We start from the raw sequence: 21,224 nt of genomic DNA, 5'->3' as shown, positions 1-21,224 counted from the left end.
ACGCAGAAAATGCGCTAAATCGGCATAGCCTCCCACATGGGCCTTCCCCTTGACGGCAAGCCATGCTTGCTGTTGCCAACACAACAGCCCTCATCACCTTTAACAGGAGCAAAATTGTGGCCCAACCTTCCTCCATTTCCTCTCAGGACGTTGCGCATGTTCTGGAAAGTGTAAAAGATCCACACACTGGTAAAAGCCTTTTGGACCATGGGCATCTGGAAGGTTGTTCGCTCACGGATGGCAAGCTTTCCGTAGCATTCGCCGTGCCGCGAGAACATGCCAAAACACTTTCTGCCATATGCGATACAGCTACCCGCCAGTTGGAAAAACTGCCTGGTGTGCAAAGCGCCAGTATTATTCTTACGTCACATCGTTCTGCCGGAGCTGCCACACAACCCAAAACCGCAGGGCATCGCCCATTGGGTGGCACTACGCCCGCAGATGGCAATGCTCCTCTTCTTCCCGGCGTAAAAACCATTATTGCTGTGGCTTCTGGCAAGGGCGGCGTTGGCAAATCCACCACGGCCACCAATCTGGCTGTCGGGCTGGGGTTGGAAGGCTTAAAAGTTGGGTTGTTGGATGCAGATATTCATGGCCCTTCCCTGCACCGTATGTTGGGTGCAACCGGCAAGCCAGAAGTAGTGGATGGCAAGCTGCAACCGGTTGAAGCATGGGGCATCAAGGCGGTTTCCCTTGGCATGTTGGTAGACGAAAAAGCCGCCATGATCTGGCGCGGCCCAATGGTGATGGGGGCCATCAACCAGCTTCTGACAGATGTGGCATGGGGAAATCTGGATGTTATGGTTGTGGATCTGCCCCCCGGTACGGGGGATGCGCAACTTTCCCTGACCCAGAAAGTGCCTTTAACCGGGGCTGTTATTGTATCTACCCCGCAGGATATTGCACTGATTGACGCACGCCGTGGTGTGACCATGTTTGAAAAAGTACGTGTGCCTGTGCTGGGTCTGATTGAAAATATGTCTTATTTCTGTTGCCCAAATTGCGGGCATAATACAGAACTTTTTGGCCACGGTGGCGCCAGAAAGGAAGCCGAGGCCATGGGGGTTCCCTTCCTGGGGGAAGTCCCTTTGCTGGCAGATATTCGCGCCAGTGGTGATAAAGGTGTGCCCGGCATTATTGATGCCCCAGACAGCGAGGGCGCCAAGGCATGGCGCCATATTGCCCATAATGTCGCAAAAATGCTGCAACCAAAATTATAAAAGCAGCCAGTTTTCTATATAAAAAAGCGGCTTTTTCTTGATAGGGAAAGCCGCTTTTTTATAATCATCCCAACAAAAAATTATTTGGTTTTTGTCTTACGTGCAGGGGAAGTTTTAGGATCTTTTTTAAAAAAGGCCCGACACTTGGGGCTAAGTTTATCCTGCTTGCGTTCCATGCACTGTGTAATTTTCTTTTCATTCGGAATGGCCAAAGTACAAAGGCGCAGAGCATCCCCTTTACAGGCTTCAGTCTGTTTTTCCCGCAAGGTGTCTGCATGCGCAGGAGATGCCACTCCAATAACAACCACACCAGAAAGCATGACACAGGTACGCCAGATATAATTGACCATTCTATACTCCATTAAATTTCATGGCTTCCAAAAGATTTATGAACATATCAGCACAATCAACAGGTTCCTTTAATAAAAACCATCACACCAGAATAAGTTGCGATACTTATTTTAAGATAAGACATTTTTCACACGATGATATTTATGAATTCTGCCTTAAACAGATATTTTTAACGCCGCCATGCGCATCATCGCAAAAATGAAAATGCCAATTGTCTTTAGTCGGCGGAGCAAGCAAAACCAGAAAACCCCATATGGCAAACAACGCCACCGCTATTAAAACAAAAGGCCACAGTGGAGGTAAGCGCCCATTACCCAAAAGATACCACGGCGCTTTATTGTCCTGATTTTCCTGTGCCTGCTGTTCAAAGAAAGACAGCTCTTCCTTCGGGGTGTCTGGTTTATCTGGCTCATTCATCATGGTTGAAAAATACTGTCTATCAGCCTTTCAGGCTAAGCATCATTTCATCCCATTCACGGCGGCTCAGGCCAGAACCTTTTTGCTCCACGGTTTCCCCTGCCAGCATGCGGCGCAGAACCTGCATCATGGTAGCAGAAAATGTGACCGCGCCACGGCGATATTCTTCAAAAGCACTGGCCGTTACCGGCACCCATGCATGCAAAATTTTCAGCATGATTTCAGCATAAACACGGATTTCATACTGTGCGTGCGGGTCTATCCGCAAAGCCAGAAAATGCATGAGGTTATGGAGGTCTATTTTCCAATACCACTGGGTATAGGTATTCAACGTCAGGTTAATGCGCCCAAGTTCACGCGCCAAACCGTACCCATTTTCTGCATCCAGCATTTTTTCATAGTCACGATACGTCCGCATGGCATCATCACGCAGGATATCCAGAACTTCAGCAGCCTGCTGTGGAGCCAGAATCTGCCCACGCCCCTGACGATTTACCTCGCTCTGCGCGGCCATATGCTCTGGTGCTGGCAGGTAAAATTCACTGTCTAGAATGGAATAGCGTGCAGAATATTCGTTCACGCTGGCCATGCGATGCCGAATCCACTGCCGTGCCACAAAAATTGGCAGTTTGACGTGAAACTTCATTTCACACATTTCAAACGGCGAGGAATGGCGATGCCGCATCAGATACCGGATCAACCCCGCATCTTCTGAAACCTTGCGAGTACCCCGACCGTATGAAACACGTGCCGCCTGCACAATGGCAGCATCGTCTCCCATATAATCAATAACACGCAGGAATCCATGATCCAGCACTTCCTGCGGTTCATACAGCATGGCTTCCAGCGCTGGCACGGTGGGCCTGCGTGTCGCAAAGGTTTCCTGCCCGTGGGCTGCAATTTCTGCCCGCTGTTCTTCCGTCAGTGCCATGCCGCTTTGTTCCTAACCGTGGTCTGAATTCAGACCTCCATACTCCATAGCACCCCCCAGATACCAGCCCGCAGATACCAGTGCCACACGTTGTAATTTTCTTACCGTAAACACCTTGCGCACCCTTGCACTCCTGCCTATGTTTGGAGTGTTAGGAGTTCGCTTCTGACTATGGCAATAAACGGAATATGGAATAGGCGTAGTGGACCCGGGGGCGGTACCCGGCGTCTCCACCAAATATCCAGCCTTACAAGGGTTTGGACAACTGGGGACGAAACAGGCTCGACACGCGCAGTAAAGATATTCTTTTTGCCCGGTATTGTACCACCGTTATCGGGCTATTTTTACAAGTGCCAATGATAACTCTGAGGTGCTCGCTGTTGCTGCATAAGCGATAAGCGCGGTTCGGGAGGGCACCGGGCAACAGAAGCCCTCCCACCTCATTTTCAAATTCAGTTTTGCTTCAAATCTTGTGGTCTGCATGGCAGATGTTGCAACAAACATGTCCGGCGTGCTTGCGCTGGTGTGATCTTTCGCGCATCCCTGCGTTATATAAAATACTGATCAAGAAGCCGGGATTTTCCCGGTGGCGGCAAGGAGCAAATAATATGGCTGATGACCACGACCCCACACAGGACGAATCCCTTTTTCCAGCCCCTAGCCTGCTGCCGTATGAACGCTGGCTAAATGATGCATCACGCGGTGTCATGCTTAATGCGCTCGAACATGTGAGCCGCGAAGGGCTTGCAGGAGAGCATCATTTCTATCTGACTTTCCTTACGGATTTTCCCGGCGTGGATATTCCTGCCCGACTTCGCGCCCAGTATCCGCATGAAATGACCATCGTGCTCCAGCACCAGTTCTGGGATCTGAAGGTGGACCGTGCAGCAAACACTGTTTCTGTCGGCCTGTCCTTTGGGGGTGTTGGCTCCATATTGGTTATTCCCGTGCAGGCCATTACTGGGTTTGCTGATCCTGCAATAAGGTTCAGCCTGCATTTTGCAGCCACGGAGCCCATGGAGGAAGCCACCACACCGGAAGAACCCACCACTGGCCAGCCCGAACAGAGCGAGCCAGAGGAAAGCGACTCGTCCTCACAGGTCGTGAGTCTTGACGCTTTCCGTAAGAAAGGACCATCACCCGCCTGAAGCCCCGGCGCAAACGGGGCCAGGTTGACGGAGAAGACACGAAGAAATGACCAGCCAGCCCCCTCGCCCCCCGGTGCCGGAATTTGCCTATTCTCCCCTGTTTCCGATGGGGGAGGATAAAACCACCTATCGCAAGCTGGATCTTGCCGGTGTAAGCACATCACAGTGCGGTGGCAAAACCGTGCTGCATGTTACGCCCGAATCCCTTACAGAGCTGACAGCACAGGCGTTTCATGAAGTGGCGCATTTTTTGCGCCCCGCCCACCTAGCGCAGCTTGCTTCTATTCTGAAAGACCCAGAAGCTTCAGACAATGATCGCTTTGTGGCGCTTGATCTGCTGAAAAACGCCTGTATTGCCGCTGGCGGTGTGTTGCCCATGTGTCAGGATACCGGCACCGCCATTGTGTTTGGCAAAAAAGGCCAGCGTGTCTGGGTGGAAGGGAACGAGGAAGTTGCCTTCTCCAAGGGTGTGTACGAAACATATACACGCACCAATCTGCGCTATTCCCAGATGGCGCCGCTCACCATGTTTGATGAAAAAAATACCGGCACCAATCTGCCCGTTCAGTGCGATCTTTTCGCCAGCCCCGCTGGTGAGCATGATGAGCAGATGGATCTGATGTTTGTGGCCAAGGGCGGTGGGTCTGCCAACAAAACCTTCCTGTTCCAGGAAACACGCGCTCTGCTGGGGTCTGAACAGCAATTGCTGGACTGGCTGGATACCAAGATCAAAACACTTGGCACTTCCGCCTGCCCGCCATACCATCTGGCTATTGTTATTGGTGGCATGTCTGCCGAACAAACACTGAAAACAGTTAAGCTGGCATCTACCCACTGGTATGATTCCCTGCCAACCAAAGGGGATATGACCGGTCACGCCTTCCGTGATGTCGATATGGAACAGAAGGTGCTGGAACTTACCCGCAAGCTGGGAATTGGCGCTCAGTTTGGCGGCAAATATTTCTGCCATGATGTGCGCGTTATCCGCCTGCCCCGCCATGGTGCATCACTGCCTGTTGGCATTGGCGTTTCCTGCTCGGCAGATCGGCAGATCAAGGCCCGCGTGACAGCGGAAGGTTTCTTTCTGGAACAGTTGGAGCATGACCCCGCACGCTTCCTGCCAGAAACCACGGATGAACATCTGGAAGGTGAAGCCATCAAGATCGACCTGAACCGGCCGATGGATGAAATCCGTAAGGAGCTTTCCAAATATCCTGTCAAAACCCGTCTGGCACTTACAGGGACCATGGTTGTTGCGCGTGATATTGCCCACGCCAAATTCCGCGAACGCCTACAAAAAGGTGAAGGGCTGCCGCAGTATCTAAAAGATCATCCCGTCTATTACGCTGGGCCAGCCAAAACGCCTGCTGGCATGCCCACAGGTTCCTTTGGCCCCACAACGGCTGGCCGCATGGATTCCTACGTAGCGGAGCTACAGGCCAATGGCGGATCTTATGTCATGCTAGCCAAGGGCAACCGCTCCAAGGCCGTGAAGGATGCCTGCCAGAAATATGGTGGCTTCTATCTGGGGTCTGTTGGTGGTCCGGCGGCCCGCCTTGCCAAAGACTGCATCCGCAAGGTGGAAGTGCTTGAATACCCTGAACTGGGCATGGAAGCCGTATGGAAAATTGAAGTAGAAGATTTTCCGGCATTTATTGTTATTGATGATAAAGGCAACGACTTCTACGCTGAGCTGTAAGGCAACAGCCTTGGCCCCTTTGCAATAAAGGGGCCAACAGCAAGGGAGCGATGCGGTTTCATGCGCTTTACAGTAGATCGGCTAGACCATGTGGTCCTGACCGTAAGAGATGTAGAAATTTCTGCTTCCTGGTTCCAGCGCGTGCTGGGCATGGATCGGGAAGAATATGGCCGTAATAATCGCACGGCACTACGCTTTGGGGGCCAAAAACTTAACTTGCGGCCCTACAATGCCACCGGGTGGGAAACAGCCACTCATGCCCTGCCTGGCGGAAACGATTTATGTTTTGTAACTGCCATTACCAGTGAAGATGTGTGCGAACATCTTAAAACCTGTGGTGTGACCATTGTAGAAGGCCCCGTAGCACGCTTGGGCGCATTGGGGCCAATTACCTCTGTTTACTGCCACGATCCGGATGAAAATCTGATCGAAATTGCATCTTATCAAGGTTAAAAATAGGCCTCTCTCTTTTAAAATATTGGAAAAGAGAGAGGCACTTTTTTCATTATCAACCTTTACGCCGCACTACCGATGCAGGCTGTTGCGCAACCTGCTGCAACCATCCTCCATGAAAACCAGCCTGAAGTAGCCCACGGCGGATAACGGTGCTTTGCCGCATTGTATCCCACACTAGGCCACTCCGCCAATTTTCTACCATCAGCAGAATGGGGCCCTGATCGATCCCCAAATAGGTGTTATCTGCCCAGTAATCCTGCTTTTCATCATGAAAACTAGGGTTAAATGAATCTGCAAAACCATATTTGCCGTAAATATGGTTTCCGTATTTCTCTTTCATGGTGCGGAGCGTGGGAATGGCAATTTCCGGCGCAAATGCAACAGAACCACCCGCCGCCGTTGGGGCAATGGTGCCATCATCCTGCGTATAGTCACGCCCCACACCACGCGCACTGTAAGACAGAAAGTGGCGTGTCTGCCCATTTTCTGTTTTGGTCACGTCCCCTGGTCCATCGCTGGCTGTCAGGCCCCATGTGTTGGCATCGTAACCTTGCCATTTACCGGGGTTGGATATGGCATAATTCCGCTGTGCATACACAGCGCGCCGACTATTTTCAAAATAATCAATCCCTTTTCCGCTGATCCAGTTATCCTGAATACCGCGGAAATCTATCCAGGCATGAGAATATTGATGCCCAAAGAGTGGGGCGAAGTTTAGAAATGTTTGCCCGTATTCCTCACCCCAGCGCTTATCATTTGTTTCAAGCCATGCTTGCCAGGAAACAGGCTGCAACCCATGTTCAGGCGCGCCCAAAGCAAGAATGTACAGCATCATACCCTCGCTGTATCCTTCCCAATAATTGGAAAGAAATCCATGTTCGGGTGACCACCCCATACTTAACCGATGATCTGGCCGTTCCATCCACTTCCAGTCCACTCTGTTGAAAAGCTGGTCAGAAAGCTGGCGAATTTCTTTTTCCTGGGCTGTATCCTGCGTATAAAAATTACGGCAGAACAAAACACCCTGCATTAACAATGCTGTATCAATACTGGAAAGTTCAATATCCGGGTTCAGACGCAAGCCTGTGCGGTTATCCAGAAAATGATAGAAAAACCCGTGATAGCCAGAGGCTTTATCTGCGCTCGCATTTTGCGGCAGTTTCCACATATAGCGTAGCGTTGTGAGTGTACGCGCCACAGCCTGCTGCCGCGTAATGTAATGGCGCTTAACACCAATGCCATAGGCGGTAAGACCAAACCCAACAGAAGCCACACTATCCTGCTTCTGATCGGAAGGATAACGGTCGGGAACAAGCCCCGTAGCTGGATCTGCTGAATCCCAAAACCACTGGAACGTCCGTTGCTCCAGATCTGATAGCATAGCCATATCAGCCGGGGCAGGAACATAAGCCTGTGGTGCCTGCGCAGAAGGTGCAAGCGCATAGGCTTGCCCGCCAATACTGGCAACACCTAGAAAGAGGCTTCCAGCAAGAAGCAAAGCCCCTGATTTTAGAAAGGATTTTCTTTTTTCTGAAAGATCCGGCTTTTTACATTTCCATACATCACGTAGGCACTTTGTTTTCATCACCGCCAAAAATCCGCTTGTTACCCCAGACCGCCCTGACCATTACGCTACAACACTGTTCTGCCGAACGGCTTGTACGCAAGTGTAAGGTTCCCACAAACACGAGCATGAAACACCGATCATGCAAAAACAATGCTTTCCAAGGTAGATTTTTTGCGGTGCGCACAAGCGAAAAATGCATACAGCTTTTTCCGCCTGCACCAAGCACTCTTGTTTGATTATGAAATTATGACTGACGATAACGGAAGATGTTCAGATCTGCCGTATCAATATCAGGCTTTTTGTTAGACATAAGATCCGCCAAAACTTTGCCGGAGCCACAGGCCATGGTCCACCCTAACGTGCCATGCCCTGTATTTAAGAACAGATTATCCAAACCTGTGCGGCCAATAACCGGCGTGCCATCTGGAGTCATGGGGCGCAGCCCTGTCCAGAAAAGAGCCTGCTCTACATCGCAGCATCCGGGAAATAAATCTGTTACGGAATGTTCCAGTGTTTCTCGGCGGGGTTTGCGTAAGCGACGGCTGAAACCTGCCAATTCCGCAGTACCACCAATACGCACCCGGTCTCCTAACCGCGTGATACCAATTTTAAAGGTTTCATCCATAATGGTGGACACTGGCGCAACATCTGCATTTTGAATAGATGCCGTTAAGGAATACCCTTTTACAGGATAAACAGGAAGATCAATCCCTAACGGTCGCAGCAACGCAGGAGAAAAACTGCCCAATGACAGCACATAGGAATCTGCTGTCAGTACACCGCGAGATGTTTCTACACCCGTTACGCGCCCACTTTCTGAACGAATACGGCGCACCACCGTATCATACAGAAACTTCACGCCAGCTTCCTGCGCCATAGCGGCCAGACGTTGCGTGAACTTAAAGGCATCCCCTGTTTCATCACCCGGCAGACGCAGGCCACCAACAATCTTGTGGCGAGATACGGCAAGACCGGGTTCAGCAGCCACGCAGCCTTCTACGTCCAAAAGTTCGTAGGGCACATTATACTGTTTAAGAACAGCAATGTCCTTGGCTGTTGCATCAAGCTGTTTCTGGGTTCTAAAAACCTGTAGCGTACCTTGCTGGCGGTCATCATACGTAATGCCGGTTGTGGCACGTAAATCCTGCAGAACATCGCGGCTATATTCGGCCAACCGCACCATACGCCCTTTGTTACGGTCATACGCAGCAGCCGTGCAGTTTTCCAGCATCTGAAAAAGCCATGTCCACAAACGTGGGTCTGGCATTGGCCAAAACACAAATGGCCGATACTTCATAAGCAACCAGCCAATAGATTTTAGCGGCACACCCGGCCCGGCCCACGGTGCAGAATAACCCGGTGAAACCTGTCCCGCATTGGCAAAGCTGGTTTCCATGCCAGCTTCGGGCTGACGGTCCACCACTGTTACTTCATGCCCTGCCTTAGCCAGATACCAGGCAGATGTAACCCCTACAACACCACTTCCCAGAACCAGAATTTTCATTTCTGCTTTTCTTTCTGTTGGGTAAACCTTCAGGCAGCCGTTGCATAAACGCGATGATAACGCCGCCCCAGAGATGTCAGTACTTCGTAGCCTATTGTGCCTTCTGCTTTGGCCACATCATCTACGCCGTAAGACTCATTCAAAAGTTCCACCATGCTATCTTCTTCCAGCAGCCCTTCGGGCACTGCGGAAAGATCAACTGTCATGGAATCCATAGAGATTCGGCCCAGAATTGGTAGCCGATATCCTTTATACCAAGCGCATCCCGCAGCAGCGCCCGCACGGGCAAATCCATCAGCATATCCAACCGCAATGGTCGCAACACGGCATGGGCCAGTCGCTTGCCACGTAAGCCCATACCCCACCCGATCCCCTTTGGATAAAGTGCGAATTTGCAGAATATGCGTTTGCAACCCCACAACAGGCTTAAGTGGATTAACACCATCATTCTGCGGCGCCACACCATACAAAGCAGCACCAGGGCGCACGAGATCAAAATGAAATGGTTGCCCCAGAAAAATTCCAGAAGATGCAGAAAGACTTAAAGCTGCCTTTGGCAACATGCGTGCATAGTTCTCAAACCGTTCACGCTGCATGGCATTGGCTGCATTTTCTGGCGTATCTGCACAGGCCAGATGACTCATAACCAGACTGACAGATAACCCCTCCAAAAGTTCAGGAGTGGCCATCAGTTTATGGATATCAGCCTCTGAAAGGCCAAAACGAGACATACCCGTATCCAGTTGAATGGCCACATCCAGCGGCTTATCCATTTTGGCTGCCAGATCCCGCAAAACAGCCACCTGTTTCAGGCTGTTTAAAACTGGCCGCAAATTATTGCGTACGCAAACCTCAGCAGCATCCGGCCGCGGACCATGCAACACAGTTACTGATGTGTGGGGTGAAAGATATGGCCTAAGGGCTAGCCCTTCATCCACATGTGCGACAAAAAAATGTTTTGCGCCAACCTGTTCCAAAACGGGCGCCACCTGTGCAATCCCAAGCCCATAAGCATCGGCCTTAACTACTGCGGCGCAAACTGTTTTGCCCAGTTTGTTCACAAGATAGCGGTAATTTTCGGCAATAGCGGAAAGATTTATCGTCAACACAGCCCCTGCGCGCGATGCTGGCCACATTGTTCTCGCTGAGGACGAAACAGTATTCACAACCGCCACCCTTATTTGTTTCGATTCCAAAATTTTAGCAGAGATTCAGTAAGATATCCTGCCAGTGTGTTGCAGAACATATCATTTTTCCTGTATTTTAGAATAAAATTTCAATATCAGCCCACAAAAGACAGATTATGCCAGACCGCGTCACCGAAGCTATTTTACGGCACCTTGAACATAATGGCCGCCTCAGCAATGCTGAACTGGCTGAAAAAGTGGGACTTTCCCCATCTGCCTGCCTGCGGCGTGTGCGCATGCTTGAACAACAGGGCACCATACAGGGGTATCGGGCCGTTATTGCCCGGCAGAAAAGCACAGTTGTCGCGACGATTATTGTGCAGATTACCCTGGAAAAGCAGACAGAAGAATGCCTGCGCCGTTTTGAAAGCCGTATTAAAGAATGTGCGGATGTTAAGGAATGTTACCTGATGACAGGTGATGCTGATTATCTTTTACGTGTAGAAGCACGGGACATGCAGGATTACGAACGTATCCATAAAGAGGAATTATCCCGCATGCCGGGTGTTGTGCGTATTCAAAGCAATTTTGCCATTCGCCCAGTTGTGCAACAGGGCAAATGTAGCTGAAAAGCTAGTCTTCCGACTCTTCATCTTTGGAAGATGCATTCAGATCACGCTGCACTTCTGGAGAGCGCAGCAAGGTATCCATATGCATAGCGGTATCTAGTGCTGTATCTGGCTGAAAATGCAGTTCAGGCACAGTACGTGCACGTATTTTATGTGCAAGCTGAGTTCTTAACCACGGCGCCACCCGCTTTAAGGCCGGCAAAAGCTCGGAAACATCGCTCCGACCCAAACGGGTAATAAAAACCGTTGCATGCCGAAAATCTGGAGAAAGACGGACTTCCGTAACCGTAAGGGAAACATCCACCAGATCTGGATCGCGAAATGTGGTGCGGGCAAACAGCTCGGCCAGTACGCGCCGCACTTCTTCCCCCACCCGCAACTGACGCTGGGAAGGGCCAGATGGAGCAAGACCGGCGAGATACCCCGCCGGTCCTGCTACCTTACTGCCTGATCCGTTCTTGCGGCTCATGCTGGAACCAGCTCACTTTCAAAGCATTCCACCACGTCGCCTTCGCGCAGATCATTATAACCTGCAAAGGAAAGGCCACATTCGTAACCCTTGCTGACTTCCTTCACATCGTCCTTAAAGCGCTTCAGCTGGCTAAGTTCACCTTCATGAACCACCACACCATCACGCAGCAGACGCACGCCACAACCGCGTTTCACAACGCCTTCCGTAACGTAACAACCGGCTACCTTGCCCACCTTGCTGATTTCGAACACACGGCGGATTTCGGCATAACCAAGGAACTTTTCACGATGCTTGGGTGCCTGCTTACCGCGCACAAGCTGTTCCACATCATCAGCAACCTGATAGATGATGGAATAGTAGCGGATATCAACACCTTCGCGCTGTGCCAACTGGCGGGCCTGTGCTGTGGCACGCACATTAAATGCAATAATAATTGCATCTGATGCCTTGCCAAGCTGCACGTCACTTTCCGTAATCTGACCCACAGAAGCATTGAGAACGCGAACGCCCACTTCCTCATTTGCCAGCTTGAGAACGGTTGTCTGGATCGCTTCCGCAGAACCCTGAACATCTGCCTTGATCAGAACAGAAACTTCTTTCTGATCACCCGCCTGAATACGGGCCAGCATCTGATCCAGCGTGCCACGAGCAGCCACCTGACCAGCAACCTGATGCTCTTTCAGCTTACGCTGACGGAACTCGGAAATCTCACGTGCGCGGTTTTCATTTTCAACCACCACGAACGGCGCACCCGCAGATGGCACACCAGAGAGACCCAGCACTTCAACCGGCATGGAAGGCCCTGCATCCGTAACCTGACGGCCACGATCATCCAGCAGAGCACGCACCCGGCCCCATTCGGTGCCAGCAACTACAATATCACCTTTATGCAGCGTGCCTTTTTGCACGAGCACAGAAGCAACAGAACCGCGGCCACGGTCCAGACGGCTTTCAATAACGGCACCTTCAGCAGCCCGATCCGGGTTAGCCTTCAGTTCCAGAATTTCTGCCTGCAGAAGAATGGCTTCTTCCAGCTTATCCAGTCCGGTGCGCTTCAATGCAGACACTTCAATATCCTGAACGTCACCGCCCATGGATTCCACCACAATTTCGTGGCTCAGAAGTTCCTGCCGCACCCGATCCGGCTTGGCACCCGGCTTGTCGATCTTGTTGATAGCAACAATCATCGGCACGTTTGCAGCCTTGGCGTGTTTAATGGCTTCAACCGTCTGCGGCATCACACCATCATCAGCCGCCACAACCAGCACCACCACATCCGTAATGGAAGCACCACGAGCACGCATAGCCGTAAAGGCTTCATGGCCCGGAGTATCCAGGAATGTAATCTTGGAACCGGAAGGCAGAGTAACCTGATACGCCCCAATATGCTGGGTAATACCGCCGGCTTCCCCACCTGCAACATCTGTTGTGCGCAAAGCATCCAGCAAGGATGTCTTACCATGGTCAACATGGCCCATGATGGTAACAACTGGCGGACGCGGACGCAGATCTTCCGGTGCGTCTTCCACACCTTCAATACCCAATTCAACGTCTGCTTCAGAAACACGGCGCACGCGGTGGCCGAATTCTTCAACAATCAGTTCAGCCGTATCTGCATCAATCGTCTGGGTCACCGTTGCCATCACGCCCATTTTCATCAGCGCTTTGATAACTTCACCCTGACGGGCGGCCATACGGTTTGCCAGTTCCTGCACGGTAATGTTTTCCGGCAGAACCACATCACGCACCACTTTCACCTGATCGGAACGCAAGCGTTCCAGCTCAGCCTGACGGCGCTCACGTTCACGCTGACGGCGGACAGACGCCAGTGAACGCGTCTTGTCATCATCACCTTCAATCGCGGCTTGCACGTCAATCCGTCCAGCGCGACGGCCACCGCCAACATCGGACTTGCGCCCGCCACCACTTTTACGATGGTTGCCAGCCGGTGTCTTGCGAGAAGCACCACGGCGTGGCTCATCATCGCTTTCCATCCCGCGGCCACCACGCAAACGCAGTGTTTGTGCGGCTGCTGGCTCTTTTTCCTTAGCCTCAGCAGGCTGAGAGCGTGTGGGCGCTGGCTTGAGCGGTTTGGCTGGCATAATGGCACGCTCAGCCAATGGGCGCAGGCGTCCAACAGGCGGTGCCAGTGTGACTTCACCGGGAATGGGCACAGCCGAAACCACTGGTTCCTTCACAGCAATAGGCTGAATGGACTCAATGCGCGACTTGCGCTCGTTCTCTTCAGCCGCTGCTTTTGCAGCTTCAGCCTCTTCAGCCGCGCGCTTGTCTTCCTCTTCCTTACGGCGTGCTTCTTCAGCAGCCGAAAGAATACGGATTTTTTCAGCTTCACGCTGTTCGGCTTCACGCCGCGCAGCTTCCTGCGCAGCTTTCTTCTGTTCCGCCAGCACACGCTGACGCATGGCCAGTTCAGCGGCTGTTAGCGTACGACCGCCACCGCGCGCTCCACCGGCACGTCCACCAGAACCACCCGGCCCGGCACCACGTTTTTTGCGCACTTCAACCTGCACAACCTTGGAGCGGCCATGACTGAAACTTTGCCGCACGGACCCGGCATCAACCGTCCGTCCGACCTCCGAACGCCCTGCCGGCCGAAGGGACAAACGCCCCTTACCCTGATCCTGATCCTTGCCTTCGCTCATTGACCCGCCTGTTCACACCCATGCGCCGGAAAGGTCCGGGGCATGCGAGGGCCGCCTTCAGCAACCCCCGTAAAACGCTTATTCTCACAACGTAAGCGCTGTGCCAGCCCACCGGCTGAAAGCGCTACGTTCACCACTCGTTCCCGCCCAAAAATCTTTGCCAGATCTTCGGATGACAACGCCTCAACAACAGGAATATCACGTTGGCCGGAAACCAGCCGTTCACGTTCTTCCCTGCTTCCATCCAGCGCATGAACAACAATGGCCGCCTTACGCTGCACCAGCCATTCCCGCACCTTCATAAATCCACTTGTAGCCTGACCAGCCCTACGAGCCAGCCCCACAAGTTCGCTCATCCGCCGGAGCAGCCCTGCTTCAACACGGGCCACCAAATCTTCCGGCACTTTCACCTGCTGGCGTGCAGCACGTGAAAAAACGCCCCGCACACGTGCCTGTTCTATCACATCCCGGCGGGGGCTCAACCATATTCCCCGCCCCGGCAGACGTGCATCCAGATCAGGCACCACCTCACCAGATGGTGAAATCACAAACCGAACCATCAAAGAAGGTTCGCCTTCCTCACGCGTTACCGCGCACCTCCGAAGGCTGCCTTTCTCTTCTGTCTCTGGCAAGAAATCACCACCCATTATTATATCAGGCCTCAGGCGCTGGCCTCACCTTCCTTGGTATCAGAAGACTGCTGATTTTCATCCTCAAACCAATGAGCACGTGCTGCCATGATGATTTCATTGGCGGCTTCTTCCTCAATGGCTTCAGCACCCAAGATCTCAACCAGTTCATCACCGGCCAGATCAGCAAGGTCGTCTAAGGTTTTTACACCTTTTTCACCCAATGTCACAAGCATCTGGTTTGTAAACACGCCCATATCGGCAATCTCGTCCACAACACCCAGCTCTTTCCGCCGATCATCCAGCTTTTCTTCCTGCTGAACAAGGTAGGCTTCGGCCCGCTGAACCAGTTCCTGAACAACCGACTCGTCAAACCCTTCAATACCGATCAGCTCATCCGGATCTGCAAAAGCCAGTTCTTCGACGGAATGGAAACCTTCTGTCACCAACAAACCGGCAATCACGTCATCCACATCCAGCGCCTCAACAAACAGCGCTGTGCGACGACGGAACTCTTCCTGCCTACGTTCGGATTCTTCTGCTTCTGTCAGAATATCAATATCCCAACGGGTCAACTGGCTAGCCAAGCGGACATTCTGCCCACGACGGCCAATAGCCAGAGAAAGCTGTTCATCTGGCACAACCACTTCTACGCGGCCGGCTTCTTCATCCATCACCACTTTGCTGACTTCAGCCGGAGCCAGTGCATTCACCACAAAAGTAGCGGCCTGCGGGCTCCATGGGATGATATCAATTTTTTCGCCCTGCAATTCAGCCACAACCGCCTGCACGCGAGAGCCGCGCATACCTACGCAGGCCCCAACCGGATCAATAGACGCATCACGGGAAATGACGGCCATTTTTGCACGGGAACCTGGGTCACGCGCAACGGCTTTAATTTCGATAATGCCATCATAAATTTCTGGCACTTCCTGCGCAAACAACTTGGCCAAAAAGGCCGGATGCGTACGAGAAAGAAAAATCTGCGGGCCGCGGGGCTCATCACGCACATCATAGATGTAGGCGCGCACACGGTCTGAGTTACGGAACGTTTCACGCGGGATCAACTCATCACGCCGCAACAACGCTTCCGCCGAACCAATTTCCACCAGCAGGTTGCCGTATTCGGTCCGCTTGACGGTACCATTTACGATTTCGCCGACGCGGTCCTTGAATTCGTTATACTGGCGCTTGCGTTCATATTCACGCACACGCTGCACAATCACCTGTTTGGCGGTTTGCGCGGCAATACGGCCAAAATCAATCGGGGGCAGCGGATCAATCAGATATTCGCCTGCCTGAATTTCAGGGCGGAACTTGCGGGCAATGGAGAGCGCAATCTGCGTATCTTCATTTTCCACTTCGTCCACCACTTCCGTCCAGCGTGACAGACGCACATCACCTGTCTTGCGGTCGATGGTGGCACGAATGTCCTTTTCGTGCCCATATTTGTCGCGTCCGGCTTTCTGGATCGCCTGTTCCATGGCTTCCAGCACTTCTTCACGCTCAATACCTTTCTCGCGCGAGACAGCGTCTGCAACCAGTAAAAGTTCAGGACGGGAAACAGAGGTATCCATACTCTCAGCTCTCCAAAACAGGCAGCTTTATCAATGCACCTTGGGCCCGGAAGAATCGTTGTCATTCTTCTGGGCGGGATCAGTGCCGGGCGCAGATTGCACCATACGGGCACTAGCTTCAATCAGAGCATCTGTCAGCACCAACCGTGCACGCCGGAGTTCTTCCAGCGGCAAGGCAACTTCCGTGCCATCATCCAGACGCATCCGCGCAACAGTTCCATCAGACCCCAGAACCGTACCGGAAAAACGGCGGCGCCCATTTACCGGCAGCAGAACTTCTGCCTTGGCCTGGTGCCCGGCAAAGCGGTTCCAGTCCTTCGCACGGGTTAGAGGCCGATCTATTCCGGCAGAGGAAACTTCCAGCGTCCATGCCCCCGGAATGGGATCTTCAACATCCAAAACGGCACCAACCGCATGGCTGATCCGTTCACAATCTTCTACATTGATCAGGGAACCATCCTTGCGATCTGCCATGATCTGCACGGTAGGGCGCTCACGCCCCAGCACAGCAACACGCACAATCTCATAACCCATATCCTCAACGGCAGGGGCTATCAGCGCAGCAACGCGGGCTTCTAAGCCAGAGTGGGCAGAAAGATCTGTATCCAATGCAAAAAAGGCGGCCGTCAAGGCCACCCCCCGAAACGTAAAACAAATTGAGAAGGATGGTATGATATGTAAGGGATACCACACAAAACCGCAAGGGCAGAATAAAACTGCTGCCCGCCATGCATATCTTTACCCTTTATAAAAAACAATTTTATGGGCTGGATGCAAATTGCGCATTGCAGGGCGCGCCGGACGTGCTTTTATTAACGGTATTGCGACATATTTGCCATTCCACACACTGCAAGGGCTGACCTTTCACGATGCACAAAGAGCCAGAACCCGCATGGAAGCCCCAACCGCAAGCCGCAGAAAAACCTTCTGGCGTGCGTATGGCTCTGATCGGGCTGGCCACATGCGTTATCATGGCCGGAGCCGGTGCCCATTTTATGGGAGGCGGGCATGAAAATTCAAACACGCCCGCAGCAGAAAACAATACAGAAGACCACAATAACAGCGCCAACCGTATGGCGATTCCCCTTACGTTAATTGCCTCACAAAAAGCAGCCCAGACCCTCGCCAAATCTGATTATACGGAACAAGAGCAGGCAGATATTCTGGCCGGTGTGAAACGGCGGGATATACGCTTGGTGGCCATGCCCGTGTACGATGCCACAGGCGCCGGCGGCACCATTACGCTTATCTGCGGGCCATGGCACCATACAGTACATCTATCCCCCACCCCGCAAACAGTTATTCTACCTATTACCATTAGCGGGAATGTTGATATTATACCGGCATCAGACCCTGGACCATCTGGCATTGGCAGCGGTGCCATAACTGTATTTGGCCCACAAACACTGCCGATTATGTATAAAGGGGATATTCTGCCACTAACGGTGATTGCACAATGAAGGGACTGCTGCCCGCCCTAAACCGGCTGATGCCGTTGATGATGGTGATCTTTCTGGTGCTTGCCAGTATCCAGATCGCCCTCAGCCTGCATCTTTCCCTACATTCCATCACGCATGTTTTGCAGTGGTGCGCGCCAGCATGGCCGATTTTGGCTGCAAGTGGCATTATACTTACAGTGGCTGGACTGCTGTTTGAAACACGCGCCGAAAAACTGGCGCGCAAAGGGCTTTTACGCCGACGGGGATTCATCATGGACGTACTTGCCAGACTGACCAATCGCGCCGCATTGGAAGAAATGATGGCGCGCGAGCAGCGTGAAACCACCATTGATGCGGAAGAACTGGCAGCTAACCTGCGCGCCCGCGTGATTGGGCAGGACCAGGTATGTGAAGATGTGGCTGTGCAGCTCCGCCGCCGCCTTGCCCTGCAGGTCCGCGGCAAACCGGTAGGTATTTTTCTGCTGGCGGGCCCTCCGGGCACAGGCAAAACCTATCTGGCCAAGCAGCTTGCCCGTCAGCTTGAACGGCCCCTGCTGCATTTTGATATGACGCAGATGAGCAGCCCCCACGCTGCAACCCAGCTTTTTGGCTCCCCCAAAGGGTATGTCGGCTCAGACACTTACGGGAAACTCACCGGCGGCCTGAAAGAAAAGCCGGATGCCGTTGTACTGCTGGATGAAATTGAAAAAGCACATCCAGATGTCTTCAAGAAATTTCTGACCGCATGGAATGACGGGCACATTACCGAAGCCTCTACCGGGCAGCAGATTTCTACCGTGCGTGCCATTTTTGTGCTGACATCCAATATCGCCACAGATGCGCTGACAGAAATTGCCGACCGCCTGCATGATGATCCAGACCGTATGCGTGCCGAATCGGTAGAAGCGTTGCGGCAGGCCGGATTTGCCCCGGAAGTTCTGAACCGGTTGGATCGCATTTTCATCTTCCGTCCGCTTCAGGGGCTGGATATTGCCCGTGTGGCCGCGCTGGAAATTGAAACCATGATTGAAAGCTATGGGCTGAAAGTGGAGACAGGCGGTATTGACGCCACCTTGCTGATGGATGTGATGCGCCGCCAGAGCCGGATGGGCGATGCTGCATCTGCCCGCGATCTGGTACGCTCGATTGAAGATATGATCAGTGAATCTCTTATTGTGGCCCGCCAACAAGGTGCCAATATGGTGCGGTTGGTGAAGGAAGACGATGGCGCAGTGGTTGCAAAAGTAGCGGATAACCGCACGGATGAAGGCGTTAGCATTCATGCGCGTCTGATTCCATAAACGGCCCTTTCTGTTTATTATTCCGGCACAAGGCTGTTCTGCATGTCTGCTTTTACCCGATTGTGGCAACGCGCTCCCGTTTGGCGTGTTGCGCTCTTTACCGCTGGCGCATGCAGTGTGTTTTCCGTGATGTTTCCCGCGCCGTGGCTCACATCACGCCTTCCGGCCTATGCAAAGCTTACATCCAAAATCAGCCATATGTTGCCGACAGGTGCATCTTCTGCGGATTCGTCTGAAGATGCACTTCATCCTGATGAAGACCGGCGCACTGTTTCTGCGCCACCTATGGATGCACAATTTGAAGGCACACTTTCCTTTGCTGGCCGCCAACTTCCCTTGCCTGCTGGCAAGTGGCATCCTTTGCTCAATTATCAGGATGATGTTGCGCACGGGGAAATTCTAACATCCCTTTATGTGCGCTCTGAGCAAGGCATTGTCACCGGGCTGTTGGTTGCACAGGCCACAACACAATCTCTGCCAATTACAGACACCCAGCTTGTGCAGGATGAATGCCACAGCAACTTTAACTTTATGTCAGAAGCCCTGCCGCAGGATGGCACGCATACAGAATGCTGGATGACATCTCCCATACGGGTGGTGAACAATGTTTTCCTGACATCCAACCCAGCGCTGCAAGCCCTGCTTGGCAGCCCCATGTTTATTCCTCCCGCAGTGCAACGTCTGACAGGCATGGGGTTTGATTTACCGCCTGTTCTGGTGGATGCAGGGTGGAACCGGATTGAAAAAAGCAAATCCGGTCCCGGTGTGGATTTCATGAGCATTCACCTGCTCACCAGCCCGGCAGAACCCGGCAGCAAAACCGTGCCTGGTGCACCAGAAAACTGGTCTCGCGCAGGGATGTCCGATTCGGCAGCCGTGTCTGACTTTGTGCGCCACACTAACGCATGGCTACGGGGTTGGGCACCTTATTTACGCAAGGGGTTTGACAGCAAACTACCGGATACCCCACTTCCCGCAAATGTCTCGGCAGATCCTGCATTTCACGGCTGAAAAGCTATCAGGCCATTTTCCGCTTCATCACGCATCTCATTATACAGCCTGATGAAGTTTGCCTTCACGCAGCAGGTCTGCAGAAACCTCTATCAGAAAATCCAGCACTGTTCGGGTGCGCAAAGGTAACGTACGCGGGCCAGTATGTACGGCATAAAATGGCAGAGAAGGTATTTTCCAGTCAGCAAACAACCGGGTAAGCCGACCACTGGCAACAGCATCGCGCACCTGAAATTCTGGTAGCAGACCGATCCCCAACCCGGATTCCACGGCATACAGCACGGCTTCACTACTGTTGGCACGGAACACGGCAGAGGGTGCAATCACACTTTCCTCACCATCGCGTTCAAAATTCCAGTCCAACCTGCTGGAACCGTAATTATATACAACTCCGGGATATTCTGGCAGGTCACGCGGGTGTGCAGGCGTGCCACATCGGGCCAAGCAGGTAGGGGCTGCCACCAGCCATTTACGCACAATGCCCAATTTACGGGCGATAAGAGATCCTTCAGCAATATCTCCTACGCGTACGGCCAGATCCAGCCCCTCTTCTACCAGATCCCCAAACGCATCGCGCATAACCACCTCAATGGCCAGATCAGGATGCCTATCCAGTAGCTCCCCTATCCGCCGGGTCAGACACAATCCAAAAGCAGTGGTCACACCTAAACGCACCAACCCAGAAACAGACGCACGGCGACGCCCCAGCACTGTTTCTGCTGTTTCCAGAATTTCCAGTACTTCATAGGCATGCGGAAGCAGGCTTCTGCCATCTTCCGTCATGGTAAGGCTGCGTGTGGTGCGCGCAAAAAGGGTTGTACCGTAATGCGCCTCCAGCAGCGCAATATGGCGTGAAATTGTGGGCTGACTAACACCTGTCTCACGCGAGACGGCAGAAAAAGAGCCTGTAGCCGCAACGCGAACAAAGCTGTGAAGCGCGGAAAGAAGATCCATTGAAGTCCAGCACTGTTCCTGCGAACACACGGACATTACATTACAACCTCTTACCAGCAAGAGGTGTATCTAATGTTGCGCGTGTTCCTGATTTATCAGTAATTTTGGAACAAGCTGGCAGAGGGCACA

At 52.6% G+C, this 21,224-nt stretch carries 20 protein-coding genes and 1 other RNA gene; 9 read left to right on the top strand and 12 right to left on the bottom strand.

Features of this window, described 5'->3' with window-relative positions:
• Window positions 1-116: 116 nt before the first annotated feature.
• On the top strand, window positions 117-1,220 hold the full coding sequence (locus CSR02_RS02285; protein WP_099540502.1) for an Mrp/NBP35 family ATP-binding protein: 1,104 nt from the start codon (window positions 117-119) through the stop codon (window positions 1,218-1,220).
• Between the two features lie 80 nt (window positions 1,221-1,300).
• Here CSR02_RS02285 and CSR02_RS02280 read toward each other — a convergent pair whose 3' ends face one another.
• From CSR02_RS02280 to thyX, 3 genes are all read right to left on the bottom strand, one after another.
• Window positions 1,301-1,582: a hypothetical protein gene (locus CSR02_RS02280; RefSeq protein ID WP_042787959.1), complete on the bottom strand. Its 282-nt coding sequence runs from the start codon at window positions 1,580-1,582 to the stop codon at window positions 1,301-1,303.
• A gap of 130 nt (window positions 1,583-1,712) precedes the next feature.
• Complete coding sequence (locus CSR02_RS02275; protein WP_042787957.1) at window positions 1,713-1,991, bottom strand: hypothetical protein; 279 nt, start codon at window positions 1,989-1,991, stop codon at window positions 1,713-1,715.
• A 19-nt stretch (window positions 1,992-2,010) separates the two neighbouring features.
• Window positions 2,011-2,919 (bottom strand): FAD-dependent thymidylate synthase, encoded by a 909-nt coding sequence (gene thyX, locus CSR02_RS02270; RefSeq protein WP_042787955.1) that lies wholly within the window; start codon window positions 2,917-2,919, stop codon window positions 2,011-2,013.
• Window positions 2,920-3,030: 111 nt separating this feature from the next.
• Here thyX and ssrA point away from each other — a divergent pair.
• The 4 genes from ssrA (at window position 3,031) to CSR02_RS02250 (ending at window position 6,219) form a co-directional block, all read left to right on the top strand.
• Window positions 3,031-3,357: a transfer-messenger RNA gene (gene ssrA, locus CSR02_RS02265) on the top strand.
• Between the two features lie 170 nt (window positions 3,358-3,527).
• The gene (locus CSR02_RS02260) at window positions 3,528-4,067 is read left to right on the top strand and encodes an SspB family protein (protein ID WP_042787954.1); all 540 of its coding nucleotides are present in this window, start codon (window positions 3,528-3,530) and stop codon (window positions 4,065-4,067) included.
• Between the two features lie 46 nt (window positions 4,068-4,113).
• Complete coding sequence (locus CSR02_RS02255) at window positions 4,114-5,766, top strand: fumarate hydratase (RefSeq protein ID WP_099540421.1); 1,653 nt, start codon at window positions 4,114-4,116, stop codon at window positions 5,764-5,766.
• Window positions 5,767-5,826: 60 nt separating this feature from the next.
• Window positions 5,827-6,219, top strand: a complete 393-nt coding sequence (locus tag CSR02_RS02250; RefSeq protein ID WP_042787951.1) for a VOC family protein — start codon at window positions 5,827-5,829, stop codon at window positions 6,217-6,219.
• 55 nt (window positions 6,220-6,274) lie between these two features.
• Here the strand turns inward: CSR02_RS02250 and CSR02_RS02245 are convergent, their stop codons facing one another.
• The 3 genes from CSR02_RS02245 to alr form a co-directional block, all read right to left on the bottom strand.
• Window positions 6,275-7,807 carry a glucoamylase family protein gene (locus tag CSR02_RS02245; RefSeq protein WP_099540420.1) on the bottom strand — a complete coding sequence of 511 codons (1,533 nt, stop codon included), beginning with the start codon at window positions 7,805-7,807 and terminating at the stop codon, window positions 6,275-6,277.
• A gap of 226 nt (window positions 7,808-8,033) precedes the next feature.
• The gene (locus CSR02_RS02235; RefSeq protein WP_099540418.1) at window positions 8,034-9,293 is read right to left on the bottom strand and encodes a D-amino acid dehydrogenase; all 1,260 of its coding nucleotides are present in this window, start codon (window positions 9,291-9,293) and stop codon (window positions 8,034-8,036) included.
• A gap of 29 nt (window positions 9,294-9,322) precedes the next feature.
• A complete protein-coding gene (gene alr, locus CSR02_RS02230) occupies window positions 9,323-10,468 on the bottom strand; it encodes an alanine racemase (RefSeq protein ID WP_099540417.1) in 1,146 nt (381 codons plus the stop codon).
• A gap of 128 nt (window positions 10,469-10,596) precedes the next feature.
• Here alr and CSR02_RS02225 point away from each other — a divergent pair, with 128 nt between their 5' ends.
• Window positions 10,597-11,049, top strand: coding sequence for an Lrp/AsnC family transcriptional regulator (locus CSR02_RS02225; RefSeq protein WP_099540416.1), 453 nt, complete (start codon window positions 10,597-10,599; stop codon window positions 11,047-11,049).
• Window positions 11,050-11,053: 4 nt separating this feature from the next.
• Here CSR02_RS02225 and rbfA read toward each other — a convergent pair whose 3' ends face one another.
• From rbfA to rimP, 5 genes are read right to left on the bottom strand one after another with little or no spacing between them, the layout of a single operon-like run.
• Complete coding sequence (gene rbfA / locus CSR02_RS02220; protein ID WP_099540415.1) at window positions 11,054-11,518, bottom strand: 30S ribosome-binding factor RbfA; 465 nt, start codon at window positions 11,516-11,518, stop codon at window positions 11,054-11,056.
• Window positions 11,515-14,184 carry a translation initiation factor IF-2 gene (gene infB, locus CSR02_RS02215; RefSeq protein ID WP_099540414.1) on the bottom strand — a complete coding sequence of 890 codons (2,670 nt, stop codon included), beginning with the start codon at window positions 14,182-14,184 and terminating at the stop codon, window positions 11,515-11,517. The genes rbfA and infB overlap by 4 nt, the downstream gene beginning before the upstream one ends.
• Complete coding sequence (locus CSR02_RS02210; RefSeq protein WP_099540413.1) at window positions 14,181-14,831, bottom strand: RNA-binding protein; 651 nt, start codon at window positions 14,829-14,831, stop codon at window positions 14,181-14,183. Before CSR02_RS02210 ends, infB begins: the two co-directional genes overlap by 4 nt.
• Before the next feature lie 14 nt (window positions 14,832-14,845).
• The gene (nusA, locus tag CSR02_RS02205) at window positions 14,846-16,390 is read right to left on the bottom strand and encodes a transcription termination factor NusA (protein WP_099540412.1); all 1,545 of its coding nucleotides are present in this window, start codon (window positions 16,388-16,390) and stop codon (window positions 14,846-14,848) included.
• 30 nt (window positions 16,391-16,420) lie between these two features.
• Window positions 16,421-17,026, bottom strand: coding sequence for a ribosome maturation factor RimP (gene rimP / locus CSR02_RS02200; protein WP_042787937.1), 606 nt, complete (start codon window positions 17,024-17,026; stop codon window positions 16,421-16,423).
• A gap of 233 nt (window positions 17,027-17,259) precedes the next feature.
• Between rimP and CSR02_RS02195 the strand changes: the two genes are divergently transcribed.
• Genes CSR02_RS02195 through CSR02_RS02185 form a run of 3 tightly spaced genes read left to right on the top strand, consistent with a single transcriptional unit; the run spans window position 17,260 to window position 20,141 of the window.
• A complete protein-coding gene (locus tag CSR02_RS02195; RefSeq protein WP_099540411.1) occupies window positions 17,260-17,850 on the top strand; it encodes a hypothetical protein in 591 nt (196 codons plus the stop codon).
• Complete coding sequence (locus CSR02_RS02190; protein ID WP_099540410.1) at window positions 17,847-19,130, top strand: AAA family ATPase; 1,284 nt, start codon at window positions 17,847-17,849, stop codon at window positions 19,128-19,130. Before CSR02_RS02195 ends, CSR02_RS02190 begins: the two co-directional genes overlap by 4 nt.
• Before the next feature lie 42 nt (window positions 19,131-19,172).
• The gene (locus CSR02_RS02185) at window positions 19,173-20,141 is read left to right on the top strand and encodes a hypothetical protein (protein WP_099540409.1); all 969 of its coding nucleotides are present in this window, start codon (window positions 19,173-19,175) and stop codon (window positions 20,139-20,141) included.
• 39 nt (window positions 20,142-20,180) lie between these two features.
• On the opposite strand, the gene CSR02_RS02180 is transcribed toward CSR02_RS02185, so the two are convergent.
• Complete coding sequence (locus CSR02_RS02180; protein ID WP_042787933.1) at window positions 20,181-21,095, bottom strand: LysR family transcriptional regulator; 915 nt, start codon at window positions 21,093-21,095, stop codon at window positions 20,181-20,183.
• Between the last annotated feature and the right edge of the window lie 129 nt (window positions 21,096-21,224).

Source organism: Acetobacter pomorum (assembly GCF_002738225.1).
GTDB lineage: Bacteria > Pseudomonadota > Alphaproteobacteria > Acetobacterales > Acetobacteraceae > Acetobacter > Acetobacter pomorum.
Note: the sequence above shows the minus strand (reverse complement) of the source record. Positions and strands in the feature narration are given on the sequence as shown.

What these genes read in the sequence shown, in the direction of transcription:
- CSR02_RS02260 (WP_042787954.1), top strand. Translation starts at nt 3,528, where the DNA reads ATGGCTGATGACCACGACCCCACACAGGACGAATCCCTTTTTCCAGCC.
- CSR02_RS02190 (WP_099540410.1), top strand. Translation starts at nt 17,847, where the DNA reads ATGAAGGGACTGCTGCCCGCCCTAAACCGGCTGATGCCGTTGATGATG.
- CSR02_RS02180 (WP_042787933.1), bottom strand. Translation starts at nt 21,095, where the DNA reads ATGGATCTTCTTTCCGCGCTTCACAGCTTTGTTCGCGTTGCGGCTACA.
- CSR02_RS02280 (WP_042787959.1), bottom strand. Translation starts at nt 1,582, where the DNA reads ATGGAGTATAGAATGGTCAATTATATCTGGCGTACCTGTGTCATGCTT.
- rbfA (WP_099540415.1), bottom strand. Translation starts at nt 11,518, where the DNA reads ATGAGCCGCAAGAACGGATCAGGCAGTAAGGTAGCAGGACCGGCGGGG.
- infB (WP_099540414.1), bottom strand. Translation starts at nt 14,184, where the DNA reads ATGAGCGAAGGCAAGGATCAGGATCAGGGTAAGGGGCGTTTGTCCCTT.
- CSR02_RS02235 (WP_099540418.1), bottom strand. Translation starts at nt 9,293, where the DNA reads ATGAAAATTCTGGTTCTGGGAAGTGGTGTTGTAGGGGTTACATCTGCC.
- CSR02_RS02245 (WP_099540420.1), bottom strand. Translation starts at nt 7,807, where the DNA reads ATGAAAACAAAGTGCCTACGTGATGTATGGAAATGTAAAAAGCCGGAT.
- thyX (WP_042787955.1), bottom strand. Translation starts at nt 2,919, where the DNA reads ATGGCACTGACGGAAGAACAGCGGGCAGAAATTGCAGCCCACGGGCAG.
- CSR02_RS02210 (WP_099540413.1), bottom strand. Translation starts at nt 14,831, where the DNA reads ATGGGTGGTGATTTCTTGCCAGAGACAGAAGAGAAAGGCAGCCTTCGG.
- CSR02_RS02225 (WP_099540416.1), top strand. Translation starts at nt 10,597, where the DNA reads ATGCCAGACCGCGTCACCGAAGCTATTTTACGGCACCTTGAACATAAT.
- nusA (WP_099540412.1), bottom strand. Translation starts at nt 16,390, where the DNA reads ATGGATACCTCTGTTTCCCGTCCTGAACTTTTACTGGTTGCAGACGCT.
- CSR02_RS02195 (WP_099540411.1), top strand. Translation starts at nt 17,260, where the DNA reads ATGCACAAAGAGCCAGAACCCGCATGGAAGCCCCAACCGCAAGCCGCA.
- CSR02_RS02255 (WP_099540421.1), top strand. Translation starts at nt 4,114, where the DNA reads ATGACCAGCCAGCCCCCTCGCCCCCCGGTGCCGGAATTTGCCTATTCT.
- CSR02_RS02250 (WP_042787951.1), top strand. Translation starts at nt 5,827, where the DNA reads ATGCGCTTTACAGTAGATCGGCTAGACCATGTGGTCCTGACCGTAAGA.
- CSR02_RS02275 (WP_042787957.1), bottom strand. Translation starts at nt 1,991, where the DNA reads ATGATGAATGAGCCAGATAAACCAGACACCCCGAAGGAAGAGCTGTCT.
- CSR02_RS02185 (WP_099540409.1), top strand. Translation starts at nt 19,173, where the DNA reads ATGTCTGCTTTTACCCGATTGTGGCAACGCGCTCCCGTTTGGCGTGTT.